Source organism: Enterococcus hirae ATCC 9790 (assembly GCF_000271405.2).
Classification (GTDB): domain Bacteria; phylum Bacillota; class Bacilli; order Lactobacillales; family Enterococcaceae; genus Enterococcus_B; species Enterococcus_B hirae.
On sequence record NC_018081.1, the window covers coordinates 393,724 to 414,560 of the forward strand.

Genomic DNA, 20,837 nt, shown 5'->3' on the forward strand with positions numbered 1-20,837 from the left:
ACTGACACTAAAAATCAAAATATTCGCTACTGAATCAAGCGAATCACATATTCATTTTTAGTGCGGTCATACCTTAAAACGCCACTTTTTTGTATCTGATTGATCAATTTTGCTTTGTCTCCATTTGTCCATCCATCTTGATGAACAAGTTGTTCATATTCACGCAAAGTAATCTGTTTTCTTTTACTACTACGCATAAAAGTTAATAATCGCTGGAGTTCTGTCATCAAGTTGTCACTCCTTAAAAATTTTAAGGCCACACCATTTTTAGGATAAATGGAAACCTGACTTTTTTAGGAAAAAGCCAACCCATATCCTCACGGTCCTCGGAAAAAACATTACGTAAGAAATTTTTCTTCAAACCATTAATCACAGTTATCGGTTCCGTCCTCCGTGAGAGATTCTAGTCATACTTTTGCTGTTAGCATGCCAACACTAACAGGACTGTCATTTAGTTGAGCATCGATAAAGATTGACAGCAAATCATCGTTATCAGTTAGATTGCTAACCAGTAATGATGCTCACATATAACGTTTTCAACGAACAAATATGTTTTTTTGCAACGACTAAACTTGCCAAGCTTTTACTTTCATTGGTCGTTCCACGTACTGTAAGTTTTGTTTTGTGTTCCTTCGTTTAGCAAAGATAAGACCGCCAGAAGAAACGGCTGTTTTTATTTGTGGATAAATCTTGTAGTCAGGTAATTCTTTTTTTGTCTCTTGATTGATAAACTGTCCATTCCCTAAATTAGCCCACGTAGAACCATCAAATAATCGAATCGTTAGTGCTTTACTTCGAATTGCTTTTTTTGAACAGATTCGTAACACGTAAATCCCTCCTCACTCTATAATTACGATTTATTTGCGATTCTTCCAAAAAAATAAAAGACATTGATCAACTTAAGTCAATCAATGTCTTTCAGTTCAGCTTATTTTGTTTTGGGGAAGAGTTAGATCATTACAGTGATCGTAGCAGCAGCTAAAATCAAGACTAGTCCAATAACTGTAACAGTCATTTCTTTCTTGGTTTTCTTTTGTCCTAGGAACCAAATACCAGTCAGTGTCGCTAATACTACGGATGTTTGAGAAAGAATAAACCCTGTTGCTAACCCATTCATATCTGGTTGAGCTGAAATTAAATAAGTTAAAGCAGCGAAGGCAAAGAAAAATCCTGAAAAAATATGTTTATAAGAGACCACTTCGACAAACGCTGATTTTTCTTTAAAACTTAAAACAGCTGAATAAACAACAGCAACGATTACCATACCAATTGCTTGAGGTAAAAAGGCATGCATTCCATCAATTGAAGTTGCTTGAGGAGCTGCGGAATAAGCCCAGTAGCCGATTTCACCTACTGCTAACAAAAGGACCGCTTTTTTCAATAAGTTACTGCCTTCTGTATTTTTCTTTTCAGTCCAAACAGTCATCCAAGCACCTAAAATAATCAAAACTAAAGCAAAGGCACCCAAGACTTTCGCAGTAGCGCCTGGCCAATTTCCTAAAGCAAACACGCCCCACAATGAAGCCCCTAATAATTGAAAAGCAGTAGTAATAGGCATTGCACGAGAAGAACCAATCAAGGTAAAGGATTGGAATGTAATGATTTGGGCGATTGCCCAACCAACACCAGATAAGATTGAAAAAGTCAGGTCAGATCCTGTTGGTAACTCCATTCCTTTATATAAAGCAAAAACAATTGCAAAAATCAATGTTCCTAATGTTGAACCTAAAATTTGATTGACCGGACGTCCCCCGATCTTAGATGCGATCGTAGGATATAACCCCCAACCAAGTAGTGGGCCTAAGCCAATTAAAAGCGCGGTAGTATTCATGGTAGACTATTCCTCCTTCTTTTTTAAAAAACGACGCCGCTTTCTAAAATAATATTAGCATAAGGTGTCATTTCCCCTGTGCGAATAAACGCATGACACTGATTCAAATCAGCTTTCATTTTACTATGAGGGATAAAAGTAATAGGTGTTTCAGGTAGCCGTTGTTGAATTTCCGATAATACTTTAGGGTTTTCTGACTTGATTTCTTCAGCTAAATAAATACGTTGAACTTCTAACTCTTCAAGCACATTGTTCAAGACTTCCATAAAGCTTGGAATACCATTATCCACAGCCAAATCGATTTTTTCAGTTGTCATCGGCACGGGCATACCTGCATCACCGATACTTAATGTGTCAAAATGTCCCATTTGTGCGATTACACGAGAGATATCTGAATTGATTACTTTTGATTTTTTCATAATAAAAACGTCCTTTCTTAATTCAATTCTTGTTTATATGGAATAGAAGGTTGTGCGCCAAAACGTTGAACAGTCAAAGAAGAAGCTTTATTTCCATAGGTAATTGCTTCCTCTAAATTACTAAAATCAGTTGCTAACATGCTACTCATCGCACCAATGAATGTATCACCTGCAGCTGTCGTATCGACTGCATTCACTTTGAACGCTGGCACGATCCCATTTTTGCTGTTTTTAATCGAGTAAAATGCGCCTTTACTTCCGATCGTGATAATTACAACTTCGATTCCTAATTGATGTAAGTGAGCTGCAGCCTGTTTTAAGCTTTCTTCGTCCGTAATCGAAATCCCTGTTAAAATTTCTGTTTCTGTTTCATTAGGAATAATCATATCTGTTACTTTCAATAACTCTTCAGGCACATTTTCTAATGCTGGGGCAGGATTCAAAATTGTTTTTACTCCAACCTCTTTTGCTAGGTTAAAAGCTTCAATCGTACTTTCTACAGCGCTTTCAAACTGTGCAATGATAAAATCACTTTTTTCGATGATCGCTTTGTTTTGTCTAACTTGTTCTGGTGTAAACGCATTGTTCGCTCCGGCATGGATCATAATACTATTTTCCCCAGCATCATCAACAATGATGTAAGCTTGACCAGTCGCTTGGTTTTCAAGAGTTGCTACACCTTGTAAATTGATTTCTTCTTGTTCTAAAAGCTCAGCCATTGTTTTGCCAGCTTCATCGGTACCAATCGCTCCAATAAAATGAGTAGTAGCTTCTGAACGTCTTGCAGCAACTGCTTGGTTTGCTCCTTTTCCTCCGCCAGCTGAAAATGTTTCTTTCGTGTGGATCGTTTCTCCTGGCTTAGGCATATGTTTGACTCGGATGGTCCGATCTAAATTAATGCTACCGATAACTGTTACAGTGTTCATTCCTTCATCACTCCATATTACATATTAATTGAATCAAACGCCATTCATCAATAATTAAAACGTTTTAACTCTACACCGAAAATATACCACAGATTGAAAGCTATTTCAAGAACCTATTTTTCCTAATTTTTTATTAGCAATCAGCAGCTTCATTTTTACCAGCATTCTAAAACAAAAAAGCTGAACACTTGTGCTGACTTGCTTCAGTTAGATCTTGGTCTAACTTAAGACATTCACAACACAAGGCTCAGTTTTTTTATTTCACAACACTAATCAGAAAAAATAACCATCTGCAAAGTTAACTAATAAATCACTGATTCTTTATTTCGATGCTTTACCTGGTTCAGAGGCAATGATTGATAACTCTCCTTGAACCGTCCATTCTGTCACATCATTTGGTAAAATAAAACTTGCCCCTTTAGTTAATGGGTAAATTTTTTCATTAACAACTAACTCTCCTGCCCCATCGATTACTGTCGCTAATGTATAAGGTGCTTGTTTTTTAAATGATGTGATTCCTTTGATATCCCATTCATAAACATTAAAAAACTCGGTCTCTAAATACGTAACGATCGAAGAATTCCCTTTACGTACTTCTTTCATTTGAATCTGTGGCGTAATAGCTGGAACAGTTGTCACATCAATTGATTGTTGGATATGCAATTCACGCGTATTGCCATTTGCATCTTTACGGTCATAATCATATACACGATAAGTCGTGTCCGAGCTTTGTTGCGTTTCTAAAATCATGATCCCTTTACCAATTGCATGGATCGTTCCACTAGGGACATAGAAAAAGTCGCCTTTTTTAACTGGGACTTTTTTCAATAAGTCATCCCAACGACCCTCTTGGATCATCTCAGCAAGTTCTTCTCTTGTTTTTGCATGATGGCCATAAATGATTTCTGCTCCAGGTTCAGCATCAATGATATACCAACATTCTGTTTTTCCTAACTCACCTTCGTGCTTCATTCCATAAGCATCATCTGGATGGACTTGTACTGATAATTCATCTTCTGCATCTAAGATTTTAATTAATAATGGAAAGACAAGCTCAGTTGGGTTGCCAAACAATTCCTTGTGGTTTTGCCATAACTCGTCTAATTTTTGTCCTTGGTATTCACCGTTTTCAACGACACTTACACCATGTGGATGTGCGCTGATCGCCCAATCTTCACCGATTTTATCATTAGGTATATCAAATCCAAATACTGATCTTAAACGGCTGCCTCCCCAAATCTTTTCTTGAAAAACTGGTTTTAAAAACATAGGTTCTTGCATAGTTCAAACTCCTCTCAATGTTCATAGTTATTATAGCATCATTTTTTTAATAACGCTTTCTCTTTCAAAAATTTTTCAACAATTTCATCACGACAACGAATATAAGCTTCACGATGATCCGTTGGATGGATACGGTTTGATAAGAAAATAAATGCTTCTTGTTCAATAATGTCAATTAGTAAGAACGTGCCCGTATAACCAGTATGAAAAAGAATTGGTTGCTGTTGTTCTAATCCTTTTTTTAAATCCCATCCTAAGGAACGATTGCCTTTTTTCGTTGGCGTATGATCTTGTAAAAGCGAGCGAATCGTTTGTTCTTCTAAAAAACGCCCATTTTCAGCTTTCCCTAAATTCAAATACATTTTTACAAAGGTAATACTGTCCTCTAAATCAAGAAACAACCCAGCATTTCCTGCATGCTCAGCGAGTACTCTCGCTTTAGGATCATGTGTAACTCCCCGCAAAACCTCACCTGAAGCGAGTTGTTGTGTGGGAACAATTCTTTTAGAAGGATAAGGTAAAAACGTACTGTGCATCATCCCTAAAGGCGCTAATACTTGTTCTTCAAATAATTCTGTGGCTGGCTCTTGGAAAATCTCTTCAAGCATCAATCCTAATAAAATCGTGCCTGCATCTGTATATTTCACTAATTTCCCTAACTGATCACCAGGTTGAAGCTTTAAATAGGCTTCGATCAGCTGTTCTTGAGAGAGTTGATCTCGATTAGGAATCCAAGTTTCAATATTTGATGTATGAGTCAGTAAATGTCGTATCGTGATTGTTTCATTTTCAAAAGCCGGTAAATAATGGTGTAACGGTTTGTCTAAGTCGACTTTACCATCTTCCCACAAGCGTAACACTAGACTGGTGGTAGCGATCACTTTTGTTAAAGAAGCCACATCAAATAATAGATCTGCTGTCATTGGTTGGGTTTCAGGTACGATCTGTGCATGACCTGCTGAAAAAGTTTCAACATGCTTATGCTTAATAAACGCACCAACAACACCAGGATAATGACCTTCTTCAAGTTTATTTAAAATCAACTGTTTCGTTTCTGGGTACATTTTATTCTCCTTCTCTGTCGAAGAAATCAATTTTTGTTCATCATGCTAAGTCAAATCATATAGCTTTCTCCTAGAGGATGCAAGTAGATAAAGGTCGTGAAAACATCGGGTAGCTCCGATGACAATAAAAAATTTTTTAAATCAACTTTTCTTCCATCATCTTATATCTTAGAGAAACTTCTTTAGTTGAAGAGTTGTTTCTGGTATCTCTTTATATATTGAACAAAAAATCAGCTTTCGATTTCCGTTGTTGCTTGTGATGCGCTTTGCCAACAATGAACAAAAGCAAAAGCCCCTAAACATCAAATCGTTAGGAGCTATTTCTACCTATTCAATTATTTGTCTTCGCTTTATTTTTTGGCTTTTTTTGTATCGATCACAAACCACCATTCGATACCAATCGCATCATAAATTGTTAACACAGTATGTCTTTGATCGATAAAGAAGTCAACTGCAGTTTCATTTAAATGCTGAATCAACTGTTCCATGCTTTCTTGATCAATCACGAATTTCAAGAAATCTAAACCTAATACTTCATGAGTCGGCAATGCTAATGCCTCACTATTTGCTTCTGAGATTCCTACATGGAAGTTCCCTTCATTTAAAACATGTAATCCGTTCTTTTCTTCCCGAACTTTTAGTCCCAGTAAATCACTTAAAAAACGGCGTTCTTCTTCGCTATCAAAAACGTTTAAATGGATTTTTTCAAAGTAAGAATTAGCGGATAATTTTTTGTAACGCTCTTCTGACTTACGTAATAATGACTCTTGATCCATTGCTTCTGGTTGATTTCGTTCTTGAACATTGTCCTCTTCGTGATAAATTTCTAATTCGTTACCTTCTGGATCCTTAAGTAAGATCCCCATGCGCCCTTGATCTTCTAACGCATCTTCAATTGGATAGTTTGTTTTACGGATACGGGAAAGGATATCAGCCATTTCTGCTACCGTTGGAATAATCAATGAAAAACGTTTCAGTTTTTTGATTTCCCCAATGTAATCATGCGCTCTAGGACTTTCTTCTAGCAATAGCATCTCACTATTTTGCTCTTGTGTCCCTAAAATAGCTAATTCATTTTCTTCCCGTTTCAAATCAAAACCGATCGTATTTTTGTAAAAATCAATCATTTTATCTCTATCTTTAACCCGGATTGCTACACTTTTTAGGTAAGTAGTAGACCCCAATTTAAATTCTTTCATTTTTCTTGCTCCCCTCTACGTCCAGCTTTATTTTAACGATGCTTCACATTTCTTTCAAGCAATAAATGGGTTTTTATTAAAAAAATGTGAGAATTTTCGCATTTTCCACGCAATACTGCAATTATTTTTAAATAACATTCATTATAATAAATAAAACGCATGGAACGCTTCAGATGCTCTTTCCATGCGTTTTACTATTAATGAATTGTTAAGAAACAGCTTCTTCGGAAAACTGGCTATTATATAAATCAGCATAAAATCCATCTTTTTCCATCAATTGATCATGATTTCCCGTTTCAACAATTGAACCATGGTTCATGACAATAATGTTATCAGCATCTCGAATGGTTGACAGACGGTGAGCTACTACAAAGCTTGTTCGATTTTCTAATAAACGATTCATCGCTTTTTGGATCAAAATCTCTGTCCGAGTATCCACACTAGAAGTTGCTTCATCAAGTATCAATACATCCGGATTAGCTAAAAATGCCCGAGCAATCGTGATTAACTGTCGTTGCCCTTGGGAGATGTTGCTGGCATCTTCATTTAATACCGTTTGATAACCTTCAGGCAGTTTGCGAACAAAGTCATCAACATGGGCAGCTTTGGCTGCTTCAATCACTTGTTCGTCAGTTGCATCATCGTTTCCGTATTTGATATTGTCGTAGATGCTACCTGTAAATAGCCATGTATCTTGCAGAACCATTGAAAATTGAGCACGTAAGTTATCTCGAGATAAATCTCTCGTATCTACCCCGTCATAACGGATACTTCCGCCAGAAACATCATAGAAACGTTCTAACAAGTTGATCAAGGTCGTTTTACCAGCACCAGTTGGACCAACAATTGCCACCATTTCTCCAGGTTTCACATCCAGATTAAAATCTGTCATCAATAGTTGATCTTTGGTATAACCGAATTGAACATTTTCAAAACGAACTTTATATGGTGTGTTCTCTTCAACAGGTAACCCAGATTTTTTATCAGACATTTCCTCTTCATCCAGCACTTCAAAAACCCGTTCCGCAGATGCAACAGTTGACTGGATCGTATTCATTAAACTTGCAAGTTGAGTAATCGGCTGTGAGAATTGTGTCGTATATTGTAAGAACGCTTGAACGTCCCCAAGTGTCATATTCCCATTTGCAACTTTGACCCCACCTAATACAGCAACAAATACATAGCCAAGATTTTTAACGAAGTTCATCAAAGGCATAATGATGGCAGAGATAAACTGCGCTTTCCACCCAGCAGCATATAACTTGTCGTTTTCTTCTTCAAAAACTTCTTGGTCTTTGGCTGTATGATTGAAAGTTTTGACGATCGTATGACCACCATAGGTTTCTTCTACTTGGTTGTTTAAGAGACCTAAACTTTTTTGTTGATCTGCAAAAAAGACTTGGGATTTTGGTGCAATGATCATCACGACGATCAAACTCAATGGAATCATCAGTAAAGCCACTAACGTCAATTGCCAACTAATAGAAAGCATCATAACGATGACACCGATCAAAGTAACTGCACTTGTTACAAACTGTGTTAAGTTTTGTTGAAGGGTACTGGCAATATTATCCATATCATTGATTGCACGAGACATGATGTCTCCATTTGTATGTGTATCATAATAAGAAATCGGTACTCGATTCATTTTTGCTTCTAGATCATGACGTAACTCATAAACTGTTCGTTGTGATACTCGTGTCATAATAAATTGTTGCAAGAAATTGAATACTGCAGAAATCAAATACATCACAATAACCGTGGCGATGATTTGAGCAATTTTATCAAAATCAATTGGGAATTTAGAAATTTGTTGCCCCGCTTGCATTTGTTTTGCACCAGCCATCACCCCATTAAAAATCTCAGTAGTTGCTCTCCCTAATACTTTTGGTGTTTGGATCTGGAAAATGACTGCTGCGATCGCTAATACAAATACAGCAATGATCGCAACCGAGCGTTTTGACATATAGCCAAATAAACGTTTCACTGTGCCCCAAAAATTCTTTGGTTTTTCTCCTTTTGCCCCAATGTTTCGACCGGGTCCGTGACCGCCGCCAGGCATTGGTCGTTGAGAAGGTTTGGTCGTTCCTTTACTCATGCTAGATCCTCCTCTCTTAATTGTGAATGAACGATTTCCTGATAGGTTTCATTCGTTTTAAGAAGTTCATCGTGTGTGCCTTTTCCAACTAGTTTTCCTTTATCAAGGACTAAGATCATATCCGCATCCATTACTGTACTTACTCGTTGTGCAACTAAAACCGTAATACTTTCTTTCATATTTTGTTTTAAAGCTTGACGTAATTTTGCATCTGTTTTAAAGTCCAAAGCCGAGAAAGAATCATCAAATACATAAATGTCAGCTGGTTTGACTAATGCTCGAGCAATCGCCAAACGTTGTCTTTGCCCACCAGAAAAATTTCCTCCGCCTTGTTCAACATGACTGTCTAAGCCCTCTTCCATTTCTGAAACGAAGTCTTTGGCTTGGGCGATTTCTAACGCTTTCCAAATCATTTCATCAGTAGCATCTGCTTTGCCGTACTGCATGTTTTCTCTGATCGTGCCAGAGAACAACATGGCTTTTTGTGGAACAAAGCCCATCAATTCACGCAAATTATACTGAGTCATATCGGTAATACTTACACCATCAATCTTGATTGTTCCTGATTCGACATCGTATAGTCGTGGGATAAGATTGACTAAAGTAGATTTACCCGAACCAGTTCCACCAATAATCGCAACAGTTTCGCCTGATTTTGCTGAAAAGTCAATATCTTCTAACGCCAGTTTCTCAGCTCCATGGTACCGGTAGTTGACATGTTCAAATGAGATTGTGGCAGCTTTACCTGCAGGAGTCACCTCAGTTGGGTTCTCAGGATCTGAGATACCTACTTTTTCATCTAATACTTCATTGATCCGATCAGCAGAAGCTTGCGCTCGAGGGACCATGATAAAAATAGCTGAAAGCATCATAAAGCTAATTAAAATTTGCATAGCATACGTCATAAATGCAATTAGGTTTCCGACTTCTAACGTCATATCTGCTATGTAGTGTCCACCAAACCAAGTAATTGCTACGTTTGTTCCACTCATAATCAAAGTCATCATCGGCATCATCAATGCAACGATCGTGTTGACTTTAATTGCTGTATTTGTATAATCTTTGTTTGCTAAATCAAATCGATTTTCTTCAAAACGTGTCTTATCAAACGCTCGGATTACCCTTACCCCTGTTAATCCTTCACGAAACACTAGGTTCAAACGGTCTGTCTTCTTTTGCATGCTCTTGAATAGTGGTACCGCAAAAAACATGATTCCGCCGATCACCACTAGCATGATTGGAATAACTACTAAAAAAATTTTGGTTAATTGATGATCTTTTTGATAAGCAAGAAAACTTGCGCCAACCAATGTGATCGGTGCATTGATCATCATTCTTAAAAACATTTGCGTAACCATCTGGATTTGTGTCACGTCATTAGTTGTACGGGTAATCAAGGATGCTGTACCATATTTGTCAAATGCATCTTTTGTTAAACTTTCAGATTTTTTATAAACATCGGTACGTAATTGCTTTCCTAATTTTTGTGACTCACGTGTAGCAAAAAAGGTATTTGCGATCGCTGCGATGATACTAATCAAAGAAAAACCGATCATAACAAAACCTGTTTGCCAAATATAATCAACATCACCTCGTGCTACACCTTTATCAATGATATTTGATGTGAGCGTCGGCAAATAAAGATCTGATAAAACTTGGATAACCATGAACAACGTGGCTGCAATAGCTGAAGTCAGTGAAATCCGTTTGACGATTTTTAGCATGTAATTCCCCTCTTTCTATTGATATACGCCGTCTTTCAACCATGATAGTTTTAATTTAAATTCTTTAATGGCATGATCCACGGAGTAATTTTCGTTTTTTGAAAATGATTTATAGGCATGAGCAATCGTAGTAAAGACGATATTCATGATCAATTGGATCAGTAGTTCCAGTTCATGATCATCGTTTACTTTCAGTATCGTTCGATCAATCAATCCAATTAATTCTTTCGCCTCTTTTTGATGCTTTTCATGTGAATGACGCTGATCATCTTTTGTATGTGGCACGACTTTACGAGAAGCACGATAGTCCAAGTTCATGAAAAGATTACGATAAAAAGAAGCATTTTCCCCGACTAAAATCTCCCGAATGATTTTAGTAAAATAAAGCTCGAATCCTTCGAATAAATCCCCATCGACATCTTTTATCAGTTGGAACATATCTTTTGAACTATCACGTCGAACAGTTTCAAAATAATAATAGTAAAGATCCTCTTTGTCTTCAAAATACTGATAAAAACTACCTCTAGGGATTTCTGCGATTTTCACGATATTTGCGATGGAAGCATCTTTTAATGGTACTCTGGAAAATTCAATCCTAGCTGCTTCTAATAAACGTTTCTGCTTTTCCTCTGGTAGATGAAAAAAAGTTTTCGTAGGCATCTTTTTCCTCCTTCCTAAAATGACACACTGTCACATGACACTATGTCATTATAACACCAAGAAGATGTTTTGCAATGCTTTTCCATATTTTTTTCATGAAAAGACTAAAAAAATTCATAATTAAAAATCGAACCTTAAAAAAACTTGATAGCCTTTTCGCTTTCAAGTAAACTAGCTATGTTAGTCAGATAACAAGTCAGCTTAAAGGAGAGAATATTATGGCATCAGTTTTAGTAGTAAAAGGGCACCCATTAACTGCACAGGAATCACGTTCAGTTAAAGCATTAACAACTTTTTTAACTAGTTACAAAGAAAATCATCCGGAAGATGAAGTGACTGTTTTAGAGCTTTATCGTGATGATATCCCAGAAATCGATGAAGAATTACTTTCAGGATGGGAAGCACTTCGGGCAGGTGCTGAGTTCTCTACTTTGTCTGAAAGTCAACAACAAAAAATTGCTCGTTTCAATGAATTGACCGACCAATTTCTTGCTGCAGACAAGATCGTTATTGCAAATGCTTTATGGAACTTGAATATCCCAACAAAATTAAAAGCTTGGTTTGACACCGTCAATGTCGCTGGCAAGACATTCCGTTATACTGAAAACGGACCAGAAGGATTAGTTTCTGGTAAAAAAGCTTTGCACATCCAATCCAACGGAGGCATTTATAACGGTCAAGACTTCGCTTCTCAATATGTCAAAGGCATCTTGAACTTTGTCGGTATCGATCAAGTGGATCAATTATTTATTGAAGGTATCGACTATACCCCTGACCGTGCAGAAGAATTGATGCAATCAGCTTTAGATAAAGCTGCAGCATTTGGTCAAACGTTCTAATAAAAGCTACTTGCAGGTTTACTATAAAGTTAGTCCCTTACTAACTTTGATTGTTGCATAGCGAGTACCTAAAAATTTATTAAAAAAATTAAAAAAACGAAGAATCTCGAAAATATTTAAACTATTTTCGCTTTCTTCGTTTTTTAGTCATGTGTTTTTAGTGCACAGTTGGTTAGTCACTTTGTTTTTCTTCATATAAACTAGAGATAGTTGTATACCATTCAAAAACATGTGAGATAACCACTTTTGCTGCAGCATATACTGGAATACCTAAAATCACACCGACGATTCCAAACAGCTTCCCAGAAGTTAATAAAACTAATAAGATCGTGACCGGATGGATCGCCAATTGATTCCCTAAGACTAATGGAGAAATCAATCGTCCTTCAATCGTTTGTTCTAAAGCAAATACGATCAATACTTTGATCAACATGATCGGTCCCGCCACGATTCCTAAGAATACGGCCGGAATCATTGCTAAAAATGAGCCTAGATAGGGAATCAAATTTAAAAAACCGGCAATGATCCCTAAGGTGACTGCATAATCGAGTCCAATGATCGCAAATCCAATCATAAACATGATCGCTACTGCAAAAGCCACCGTCAATTGTCCACGGATATAAGAAGAAACTTGATCGTTCATTTCACTTAATACTTTCAAAGTTGGTTTTCGCATACGTGTTGGTAGGAAATTCACAAAATAAGGGGCAAGTTGCTTGCCATCTTTCAATAAATAGAAAAGGATAAACGGCATAGTTAGCAAAGCAACAATAATCGTAGCAACTGCTCCCACAAAACTTCCTAAACTTTGAACCGTACTTTTTGAAATATCTTGGAGCATATCACCTGCTGAACTCATGAACTTATCGCCAGTAGCTTCCAATTGTTCCCTAAATTGGTTGAATAGAGGATCTCTTAGTATTTCTGTCAATTTATTATCGATCGTATCCACATATTGAGGAAAATGATTGATAAAACTCACGGTTTGCTCTTGGATTTTAGGAATGATTACCACTGTTCCCCAAGCAATCAGTGCCACGACTAATACAAATAACCCGATGATGCTATAGAGCCTTGGAACTTGGCGCTTTTCCAAATAGTCAACAACTGGATTCATCAAATAATACAAAATTGCCGCTAAAATAATGGGTAAGCCAACGATCGCCAGGAATTGCCAGATCGGGGCAAATAGATAGGACACCTTAGTAAATAAAAAACGATCAATAAGATCAAAAGTACTACTAATAACGCAGTAACGACTTGATTATTTAAAAACCATCGCCAAAACCAAGAGACTGGTTTTGATCGCTTGTTTTTTCCTTCCATAATCTCACCTACTTGTATTTGATTTGTGTACCGACATGAATCTCAGGTAACTGATGTGGTGTTAAGTAAAGACCGTTCACAATACTATTTTCCTCAGAATAATAATCAAAAATCAGCGTAACATGTCCTACTGTGTTTAAATTTTCATTTGCCAATCTTCCCACATGTTCAATCTGATATTCTTGTTGATCAAAAAAAAGTGAATCCCCTTTTTTTAATGAAAATTTTTCGGTAGAAGTAATCTTTTGGATCACTGAATAGTTACGTAGTGTAGTTGTTGCTGTTCGATCAAATAAAATCAAGATCGGTTCTTGTTCACTTACTGCATTTTCTCCGATTTCTTTGATGGTTGCATGAATCATTTTATTCTCTCCTTTGTTACAAATTCTGTCGCTCACTCTATATTCAGTATAACATATTCTCATTGTTTAACTCTCCTGTTTGAAATGTGCTAAAATAAACAAGGAACCTATTTCATACATTCTAGGAGGGATAAAATGAAAGAAAAAATCATTTTAGGGACGTACACAAGACGTGTGAGTGAAGGAATTTATACCATTGAATTAGATACAGAAAAAGCAGAAGTCTCAGGATTGAAGCTAGCTGTAAAAGAAAATAGTCCAACTTACTTAGCAAAAAGTGAAGCTGGTAATCTTTATAACGTCACAAGTCTGGACGGTTTAGGTGGGATCGGGGCTTACGATCAAGAATTCCATTTTTTGAATGCGGTAACAGAATCAGGCGCTCCTTTATGTTACGTTGCAGTTGATGAATCTCGTCAATTAGTATATGGTGCTAATTATCATAAAGGTGAAGTCAATGTTTATCGTATTCTAGACGATGGAGGTCTCGAAGCAACTGATGCCGTTTTTCATCAAGAAGCAACTGGTCCTCATAAAAATCAAGACCATGCACATGTCCATTATACTGATTTAACTCCAGACAACCGCTTAGTGGTTTGTGACCTAGGAACGGATCGGGTCTATACGTACGATGTATCTGATCAAGGAAAATTAACTATAGTTTCTGAATTTGTGGCAGAACCTGGAACTGGTCCCCGCCACCTTGTCTTCCATCCTGCAAATGAAACCATTGCTTACCTATTTGGTGAACTTGATAGTACTGTTCGTGTGCTTTCGTATAATAAATCCCAAGGCAGCTTTGAAGAAAAACAAAAAATTAGTACACTACCAGATGATTTTCAAGGAGAAAATGGTGGTGCTGCAATTCGTATTTCAGATGATGGTCGATTTGTATATGCTTCCAATCGTGGCCATAACTCAATTGCAGTCTTTGCAGTTTCTGAAAAGGATCAACTGTTGGAATGTATCCAAATTATTTCTACTGAAGGCGATTTCCCTAGAGATTTCGCTTTAGATCCTACGAACGACTATGTCTTATCTGCCAATCAAAATACCGATAATCTTACGCTTTTCGCGCGAAATAAAGAGACTGGTTTACTAGAATTACGCCAAAAAGACATCTATGCACCAGAATGTGTCTGTGTTTATTTTGAAAAGGAGCAGTAACATGAACAAAGATGAAGTATTGGATCGATTACGGGAAGAGTTAGAAATCCCTTTTTTCCAAGGAAAGTTAGAAGAAAAAGAATATAGTGAAGCAGATTATCAAAAATTAAAACAAGATTTACTTCAATATTTTGATGATTATGTCAGAAATGTTGAAAATTAAATAAATGATCGGAAAAGTACTACTTGATTTGATCATGAAGAAAAAACTCGAAACAACTTTTTCACGTTTCGAGTTTTTTGGCTTAGTGTTGAAACTCCGCTGGGTATATTATTTGTTCATCTGAACTACATTGTTTTCGGTGAACGATTTGTTGAGAGCATCCTCTATAAGTTGAATTTGAATATGGAGGGATTGAGTTGAACTGAGACAAACGATCGGTAAATAGCAAAAACCGTCAAGTTGGTTAGGCTTGACGGTAAAAGTGAATTATTCGATCGAGTAATTCAAAATTGTTGTTGGTATAGGTTACTTTCATATAATAAGTGATTGACTAATTTTTATCATAAAAAACATATGATAATTAAATTAAAACACTCTATTTTTCAACGAAACTTTATACTGTTTTATTTTTTCAACAATAAATTTGTCATTTTTTGGATGGCTGAAGAAATATTTTCTGTCGCTTGATCCTGTTTTTCTTCAGAAGCATCAAATAAATCATGGTCAACTCCAGACTCTGGTTGGATACTTTGAGTCATTTCTTCACAACCAGCCACGTAGGAAGTATAGGCTTTTTCAAAACTTTTATGAATACCCATTACTTTTGCTGGTGGTCGCAACTGACTGATTTTTTTCAATATCACACGATATTTTTTTGTTCCTTCTTCAAACAAATGAACGATTTCAGCTAACTCTTCTGGAGACAAGTCTTCTGTTTTTTTCTGATCAATCGCTTCTCTGATCACTTGATATTTTGGATGCATCTGTTCACCGATCTCTTCCGTCTCTTTGACCATTCGATCGACTGATTGTACATAATAACCAATATTTGGTAACATTCTTTCTCCTACTTTCGATTTTATTTCTCTTTTATTTTACCTTTTTTTAGCACAATTGAATAGGCTTTCTACCCAGAGTAATAAAGTCATATGTTATTTTTCAAAAAAATTTGTTTGTAAACTGTATTTTTCTCCAGAAACAATATCATATTGAATCATCTCATAAGCTTGATAAAGTTCTGCTTGTTTTTTGTTTAATTGTGCTTCTCGCTGCCATTGCCCCTCTTGGTAGTATAGTTCTCGCTCAAACGCTGGTAATTCATTTTGAAGTGCCAACAATAATTGATAAAAACCAGTTGTCTGTTGATTAGTCTGATTCATCAAGTCAGCAGCAAAATAAAAGGGACTTGTAACAGGAGCTTCGGTTTTTTCTAATTCTCCTTGACTATCAAACATCAAAAACTGTGTTTCGTGTAAGGTGTGTTTCTCATTACTATTTTGAATGGTGTCAGAATAGATCCCTGGTAAATGATCTCCCCAGAAAACAACTAGCGTTCTTCTTGATAACTTCTTCAGTTCTTCCGTGAACGCTTTTAAGGATTGGCTACTATACGAAATATCTTGAAGATAATTTTCTAAACTACTTATCCCACTATTATCCTCGGTTTTGGCTGTATATTCGAGCTGCTGATATTTTCCATCATAAGGCATATGGGTTTGCATCGTCACAAGATGGATAAATTGGGGTGTATCGTCCTCTTTTAAAAGATCCATCACTTCTTGATAAGCAGAAGCATCAGAAATGTAGGGATTATCTTCAATGGTGTCTGTATACGTCATCGTATTTTCACTAATAAATTCATCAAAACCTAAAACCTCATAAACATCTTTTCTTTTGTACATCGAGGTGTTATAAGGATGGATCGCAGTCGTATGATAATTTTGATCTTTCAATGTTGAAACGATCGAAGGTAATTGATTCATTTTGGGTACTAACATTGTGTAGGGTGTTGTTAATTGGGCATTGAATAGTCCCATTGAAAAACCAGTTAATGCTTCAAATTCGATATTGGCTGTTCCCCCACCATAATTTTGAGAAAGCATCTGACCACTATAAGTCTGATCAGCCACCGCATAATAATCTGCCAAAGGATCACCGGTAATTTCCACCCCATTCAAACGACTAGGATCTGAAAAACTTTCGCTCATCACATAAATGATATTCGGTTGTTCTTCTGAGGCAGTTTTATTTTTTTCATCTGCCAGCTTTTGATAGTGTGATGTAATTTCCTTGATTTTTTCTTCAGAGTACCCTTTTGGCTTTTCCATTGGATCGATTTTTAAATTGTATAAGAAACCACCAATAAAACCAGTATTATAATAATTCATCTTTTGACTATAAGGAATCCACAAAGCCGTTTTGTTATATGCTTTACGTAATAAATTATTTGGGTTATTGAAATGACTAATATAAATAAGCGCAAAGATCGTAGTAAATAATGTGATCACTCGGATGGCTTGAAATTTCTTGTCTTTCTTAAAACTCCGATAGATAGCCCAGCAACCACCTGCTACCACCAATAGGATCATTCCTGCTAATAGATAAAACGAGGTTGTGCCTGTCATATCTTTTAATAAACCAAACTCTTTGATCATCTTTAGGTCGTCGGGATAAATCGGTTCTTGTCGATAGGTCATTTTTAAATAGTTTGCGTAACCTAATATTCCAATGCCAACAAGATAAAAGAATGTTCCAAAGAGAAAAGAACCTAATACTGCCACTAAAAAAAGGAAGATCATTAATAACACTAAACAAGCTAATAAAAATTTTTCCGTATGCCACGAGAAAGCAAATTTTACAGCTAGATCAAAAGAAAGATCGTTTTGACACCATTGTAAATACAAATTGCTTAGTCCAACGACAAAAACGATACTTATCGCCACTAATGTATATTTTAACCAATTTTTCTGTTTGACAGACAATTGATTGAGACTATCTTTTATATGTCTTTTCAAATGGATACTCCTTTAATTCATTTATTATTCGATACCGCTTTCCTTATTTTAATGATTTCCAGATAACAAGTAAAGAACTGTCTGCAAACCCTTATCTTTTTTTATTCGTTGTCCGATTTGATTGCTCACAAATTGTCGACTGCTCAATATCGTATTGTAAAAGCATAACAATAGTATGCAAGTAGCGACTTATAAAAAAGGCGTTAAAAAATCCTCCATGCGTTTATAATCTTAATTAATAGTACTTCATTGACGTACTACTACAGAATAGAACTGAAACCCAATGAATAGCTATTTTTAATCTTTTGTCTTAAATCTTGAAAAAGAACATGCGGTTCATATTCTCTTGATAATAGAAATAACCCGCTATATCCAGAAAATGCGAGAAGCTGTTTTCGGATATAGCAGGTTATTTTTCCATCTGAACTTTACTATGACAACCTTATTTTTTACTAAATGACGAGTTCATTAAAAACAAGCAATGCTACTTCATTCATTGGTGTGATCTTCAACAAAGTTTTTAGGCTTATTTCCAAAAATCATCTAACACTGAGATAGGTAAGTGTCGTTTATGCTGCGTTTTGTTCCACCAAGCTTCAATTTTTTGTTTGGCATCTGTTGGAACTTCTTTACCTTCTAAATAATCATCAATCTCAGTGTAAGTAACACCTAAAGCAACCTCATCGGCGATCAACGGCTTGCCATCTTCCAAATCAGCTGTTGGGATTTTGGTATAAAGTTTCTCAGGTGCCCCTAGTTCTTGTAATAATTGTTTTCCTTGACGTTTGTCCAAGCGGAATAATGGTAATAAATCGGCGCCACCGTCGCCATACTTTGTAAAGAAACCAGTAATGTTTTCAGCTGCATGATCCGTTCCCAGGACTGCTCCTGCATGCCCACCTGCAATTGCATACTGTGTAATCATCCGTTGACGAGCTTTGATATTTCCTTTATTGAAGTCACTGACTTCGATCCCTGCAGCGACTAATTCAGCAACTTGCGCATCGACAGCAGGTTTGATATTCACTCGTAGGCGAACGTCAGGCTGGATAAATTCAACTGCAGCTTTCGCATCCTCTTCGTCTACTTGTTCGCCATAAGGTAAGCGTACAGCGATAAATTGATAACGATCGTCTTGTGTTTCTTCACGCATTTCTTCCATTGCTAATTGAGCCAAACGTCCCGCTAACGTAGAATCTTGTCCCCCACTGATTCCTAAAACAAAAGTTTTTAAGAAAGGATATTTCTTCAAATAAGCTTTCATGAAATCAATACTAGTTCGAATCTCACCTTGTGGATCAATGGTTGGTTTGACACCTAATTCTTGGATAATCTCTTCTTGTAAGCTCATTCTTTTTCCTCCTTAATATTCATTGTATAAAGTAGCTACGTTTTTCTTCATCCGTTCCATCGTAGCCATTTTATGATTCCAACAATCTGTTGATAAATCAACTGGGTATTTTTGTGGATTAAGGTCACGTTTGTACTCTTCCCACAGTGAATCAAGGTTATCACGTGTATATGCTTTGATTTCATCTAAAGTTGGTAATTCATAGACCCGTTCGCCCTTCACGAAAATATCTTGTAAGATAGGTCGAGCTGTAAAGTCACGCACCGTTTTATTGATAAAGGTATGCACAGGATGAAACATAAAAATCTCTGCTTCCTCTCTAGGATCTTCATCCCAAAGCGTAACGTAGTCTCCTTCTGATTTGCCATCAAAATTGCGAGTGATTCGCCACACTTGTTTCTTGCCAGGAGTTGTTACTTTTTCTGCATTGCTGGAAAGCTTGATTGTATCGATCATTTTGCCCTCTTTATCTTCAATTGAAACCAATTTGAAGACTGCACCAAGCGCAGGTTGGTCATAGGCTGTAATCAATTTCGTTCCTACACCCCAAACGTCGATTTTAGCTTTTTGCATTTTTAAATTTAAAATCGTTGCTTCATCTAAATCATTTGAAGCATAAATTTTAGCCTCAGTGAAACCAGCAGCATCTAATTGTTCACGAACACGCTTCGAAATATACGCCATGTCGCCACTATCGATACGAACCCCAAGGAAATTGATTTTATTGCCTAATTCTTTTGCTACACGGATCGCACTAGGCACACCAGATTTCAAGGTATCGTAAGTATCAACTAAGAACACGCAGTCTTTATGAGTTTTCGCATAAGCCATAAACGCTTCATAATCATTTCCATAAGATTGAACAAGTGCATGCGCATGCGTCCCACTTGCAGGAATCCCAAAGATTTTCCCAGCTCTGACATTACTGGTAGCATCTGCTCCACCGATGTAAGCAGCTCGAGTCCCCCAAACAGCAGCATCCAATTCTTGCGCTCTTCTAGTACCAAATTCTAACAATGGATCATCGCCGATCACTGATTTGATTCTTGCTGCCTTCGTAGCGATCAACGTTTGAAAGTTCACCATATTCAGTAGGGCTGTTTCAATCAATTGACAATGTGCTAACGGACCTTCCACTTGGATCAATGGTTCATTGGCAAACACTAATTCACCTTCACGCGCCGAGCGGACAGTAGCTTTAAATTTAAATTCTTTTAAATATGTTAAAAAACCTTCTGGGTAGATGTCCATTTTGCGTAAGTATTCGATGTCTGACTCACTAAACGTCAAATTTTCTAAGTATTCAACAAGACGTTCTAATCCTGCAAACACGGCATACCCATGGTTAAATGGCATATCACGGAAATAGCATTCAAAAACAGCGTGGAGATCCGCACGACCTAATTCCCAGTACGTTTGCATCATGTTGATTTGGTATAAATCAGTATGCAACGTCAAACTGTCATCTGGGTAAATTTTATTCATCTTTATATTACTCCTCTTGGCAAGTTTTCATTTCTTATCCATTATAACAAAAAAACGCTGGAGTAGAAGAAATCTTGATTATTTTCTGAAAAAGGACAAATGAAAATAAATTTATAACCCAGAACAATAATGAACCAACCTCAAAAA

The 20,837-nt window shown here is 36.6% G+C and carries 19 protein-coding genes and 1 pseudogene; 3 read left to right on the top strand and 17 right to left on the bottom strand.

All coding sequences use genetic code 11. The features are described 5' to 3' along the window. Positions 1-26 precede the first annotated feature (26 nt). The 11 genes from EHR_RS01925 to EHR_RS01975 form a co-directional block, all read right to left on the bottom strand. Positions 27-227 carry a hypothetical protein gene (locus EHR_RS01925; RefSeq protein WP_010720019.1) on the bottom strand — a complete coding sequence of 67 codons (201 nt, stop codon included), beginning with the start codon at positions 225-227 and terminating at the stop codon, positions 27-29. 339 nt (positions 228-566) lie between these two features. Then, entirely contained in the window at positions 567-827 is a 261-nt protein-coding gene (locus tag EHR_RS01930; protein ID WP_010738415.1) for a hypothetical protein, read from the bottom strand. Between the two features lie 122 nt (positions 828-949). Next, positions 950-1,831, bottom strand: a complete 882-nt coding sequence (gene rbsU / locus EHR_RS01935; RefSeq protein WP_010720021.1) for a ribose/proton symporter RbsU — start codon at positions 1,829-1,831, stop codon at positions 950-952. Between the two features lie 23 nt (positions 1,832-1,854). Next, the gene (gene rbsD, locus EHR_RS01940; RefSeq protein ID WP_010720022.1) at positions 1,855-2,250 is read right to left on the bottom strand and encodes a D-ribose pyranase; all 396 of its coding nucleotides are present in this window, start codon (positions 2,248-2,250) and stop codon (positions 1,855-1,857) included. Between the two features lie 17 nt (positions 2,251-2,267). After that, positions 2,268-3,176, bottom strand: a complete 909-nt coding sequence (gene rbsK / locus EHR_RS01945) for a ribokinase (protein ID WP_010738416.1) — start codon at positions 3,174-3,176, stop codon at positions 2,268-2,270. A 321-nt stretch (positions 3,177-3,497) separates the two neighbouring features. After that, positions 3,498-4,457: a mannose-6-phosphate isomerase, class I gene (gene manA / locus EHR_RS01950; protein WP_010738417.1), complete on the bottom strand. Its 960-nt coding sequence runs from the start codon at positions 4,455-4,457 to the stop codon at positions 3,498-3,500. A gap of 38 nt (positions 4,458-4,495) precedes the next feature. After that, positions 4,496-5,521, bottom strand: a complete 1,026-nt coding sequence (locus EHR_RS01955; protein WP_010738418.1) for a serine hydrolase domain-containing protein — start codon at positions 5,519-5,521, stop codon at positions 4,496-4,498. Between the two features lie 350 nt (positions 5,522-5,871). Next, positions 5,872-6,720 carry a VOC family protein gene (locus EHR_RS01960; RefSeq protein WP_010738419.1) on the bottom strand — a complete coding sequence of 283 codons (849 nt, stop codon included), beginning with the start codon at positions 6,718-6,720 and terminating at the stop codon, positions 5,872-5,874. A 208-nt stretch (positions 6,721-6,928) separates the two neighbouring features. Further along, complete coding sequence (locus tag EHR_RS01965; protein WP_010738420.1) at positions 6,929-8,818, bottom strand: ABC transporter ATP-binding protein; 1,890 nt, start codon at positions 8,816-8,818, stop codon at positions 6,929-6,931. Then, on the bottom strand, positions 8,815-10,542 hold the full coding sequence (locus EHR_RS01970; RefSeq protein WP_010738421.1) for an ABC transporter ATP-binding protein: 1,728 nt from the start codon (positions 10,540-10,542) through the stop codon (positions 8,815-8,817). Before EHR_RS01970 ends, EHR_RS01965 begins: the two co-directional genes overlap by 4 nt. 15 nt (positions 10,543-10,557) lie before the next feature. After that, a complete protein-coding gene (locus EHR_RS01975) occupies positions 10,558-11,202 on the bottom strand; it encodes a TetR/AcrR family transcriptional regulator (RefSeq protein ID WP_010738422.1) in 645 nt (214 codons plus the stop codon). 218 nt (positions 11,203-11,420) lie between these two features. On the opposite strand from EHR_RS01975, the gene EHR_RS01980 reads away from it, so the two are divergent. Then, positions 11,421-12,041: an NAD(P)H-dependent oxidoreductase gene (locus EHR_RS01980; protein ID WP_010720030.1), complete on the top strand. Its 621-nt coding sequence runs from the start codon at positions 11,421-11,423 to the stop codon at positions 12,039-12,041. Between the two features lie 172 nt (positions 12,042-12,213). On the opposite strand, the pseudogene EHR_RS01985 reads toward EHR_RS01980, so the two are convergent. Next, a pseudogene (locus EHR_RS01985) lies at positions 12,214-13,367 on the bottom strand (AI-2E family transporter). A gap of 8 nt (positions 13,368-13,375) precedes the next feature. After that, positions 13,376-13,729, bottom strand: a complete 354-nt coding sequence (locus tag EHR_RS01990; protein ID WP_010738423.1) for a PTS glucitol/sorbitol transporter subunit IIA — start codon at positions 13,727-13,729, stop codon at positions 13,376-13,378. 135 nt (positions 13,730-13,864) lie between these two features. Here EHR_RS01990 and EHR_RS01995 point away from each other — a divergent pair, with 135 nt between their 5' ends. Both EHR_RS01995 and EHR_RS14195 read left to right on the top strand, forming a co-directional pair. Further along, positions 13,865-14,896: a lactonase family protein gene (locus EHR_RS01995; RefSeq protein ID WP_010738424.1), complete on the top strand. Its 1,032-nt coding sequence runs from the start codon at positions 13,865-13,867 to the stop codon at positions 14,894-14,896. 1 nt (position 14,897) lies between these two features. After that, entirely contained in the window at positions 14,898-15,059 is a 162-nt protein-coding gene (locus EHR_RS14195) for a hypothetical protein (protein WP_010720034.1), read from the top strand. A gap of 404 nt (positions 15,060-15,463) precedes the next feature. Here EHR_RS14195 and EHR_RS02000 read toward each other — a convergent pair whose 3' ends face one another. The 4 genes from EHR_RS02000 to EHR_RS02015 all read right to left on the bottom strand — a co-directional run bounded on the left by EHR_RS02000 (position 15,464) and on the right by EHR_RS02015 (position 20,690). Beyond that, positions 15,464-15,898 carry a hypothetical protein gene (locus EHR_RS02000; RefSeq protein WP_010738426.1) on the bottom strand — a complete coding sequence of 145 codons (435 nt, stop codon included), beginning with the start codon at positions 15,896-15,898 and terminating at the stop codon, positions 15,464-15,466. 93 nt (positions 15,899-15,991) lie between these two features. After that, on the bottom strand, positions 15,992-17,842 hold the full coding sequence (locus EHR_RS02005) for an LTA synthase family protein (protein WP_025480550.1): 1,851 nt from the start codon (positions 17,840-17,842) through the stop codon (positions 15,992-15,994). A gap of 538 nt (positions 17,843-18,380) precedes the next feature. Continuing rightward, entirely contained in the window at positions 18,381-19,205 is an 825-nt protein-coding gene (gene nadE / locus EHR_RS02010; protein WP_010720037.1) for an ammonia-dependent NAD(+) synthetase, read from the bottom strand. 12 nt (positions 19,206-19,217) lie between these two features. After that, positions 19,218-20,690 carry a nicotinate phosphoribosyltransferase gene (locus tag EHR_RS02015; RefSeq protein WP_010738428.1) on the bottom strand — a complete coding sequence of 491 codons (1,473 nt, stop codon included), beginning with the start codon at positions 20,688-20,690 and terminating at the stop codon, positions 19,218-19,220. Positions 20,691-20,837: the final 147 nt, after the last annotated feature.

Coding starts and splice junctions, on each gene's coding strand:
- EHR_RS01965 (WP_010738420.1), bottom strand. CDS start 8,818: ATGAGTAAAGGAACGACCAAACCTTCTCAACGACCAATGCCTGGCGGC.
- manA (WP_010738417.1), bottom strand. CDS start 4,457: ATGCAAGAACCTATGTTTTTAAAACCAGTTTTTCAAGAAAAGATTTGG.
- EHR_RS01995 (WP_010738424.1), top strand. CDS start 13,865: ATGAAAGAAAAAATCATTTTAGGGACGTACACAAGACGTGTGAGTGAA.
- EHR_RS01975 (WP_010738422.1), bottom strand. CDS start 11,202: ATGCCTACGAAAACTTTTTTTCATCTACCAGAGGAAAAGCAGAAACGT.
- rbsU (WP_010720021.1), bottom strand. CDS start 1,831: ATGAATACTACCGCGCTTTTAATTGGCTTAGGCCCACTACTTGGTTGG.
- nadE (WP_010720037.1), bottom strand. CDS start 19,205: ATGAGCTTACAAGAAGAGATTATCCAAGAATTAGGTGTCAAACCAACC.
- EHR_RS02015 (WP_010738428.1), bottom strand. CDS start 20,690: ATGAATAAAATTTACCCAGATGACAGTTTGACGTTGCATACTGATTTA.
- EHR_RS01990 (WP_010738423.1), bottom strand. CDS start 13,729: ATGATTCATGCAACCATCAAAGAAATCGGAGAAAATGCAGTAAGTGAA.
- rbsK (WP_010738416.1), bottom strand. CDS start 3,176: ATGAACACTGTAACAGTTATCGGTAGCATTAATTTAGATCGGACCATC.
- rbsD (WP_010720022.1), bottom strand. CDS start 2,250: ATGAAAAAATCAAAAGTAATCAATTCAGATATCTCTCGTGTAATCGCA.
- EHR_RS14195 (WP_010720034.1), top strand. CDS start 14,898: ATGAACAAAGATGAAGTATTGGATCGATTACGGGAAGAGTTAGAAATC.
- EHR_RS01955 (WP_010738418.1), bottom strand. CDS start 5,521: ATGTACCCAGAAACGAAACAGTTGATTTTAAATAAACTTGAAGAAGGT.
- EHR_RS01980 (WP_010720030.1), top strand. CDS start 11,421: ATGGCATCAGTTTTAGTAGTAAAAGGGCACCCATTAACTGCACAGGAA.
- EHR_RS02000 (WP_010738426.1), bottom strand. CDS start 15,898: ATGTTACCAAATATTGGTTATTATGTACAATCAGTCGATCGAATGGTC.
- EHR_RS01960 (WP_010738419.1), bottom strand. CDS start 6,720: ATGAAAGAATTTAAATTGGGGTCTACTACTTACCTAAAAAGTGTAGCA.
- EHR_RS01970 (WP_010738421.1), bottom strand. CDS start 10,542: ATGCTAAAAATCGTCAAACGGATTTCACTGACTTCAGCTATTGCAGCC.
- EHR_RS01925 (WP_010720019.1), bottom strand. CDS start 227: ATGACAGAACTCCAGCGATTATTAACTTTTATGCGTAGTAGTAAAAGA.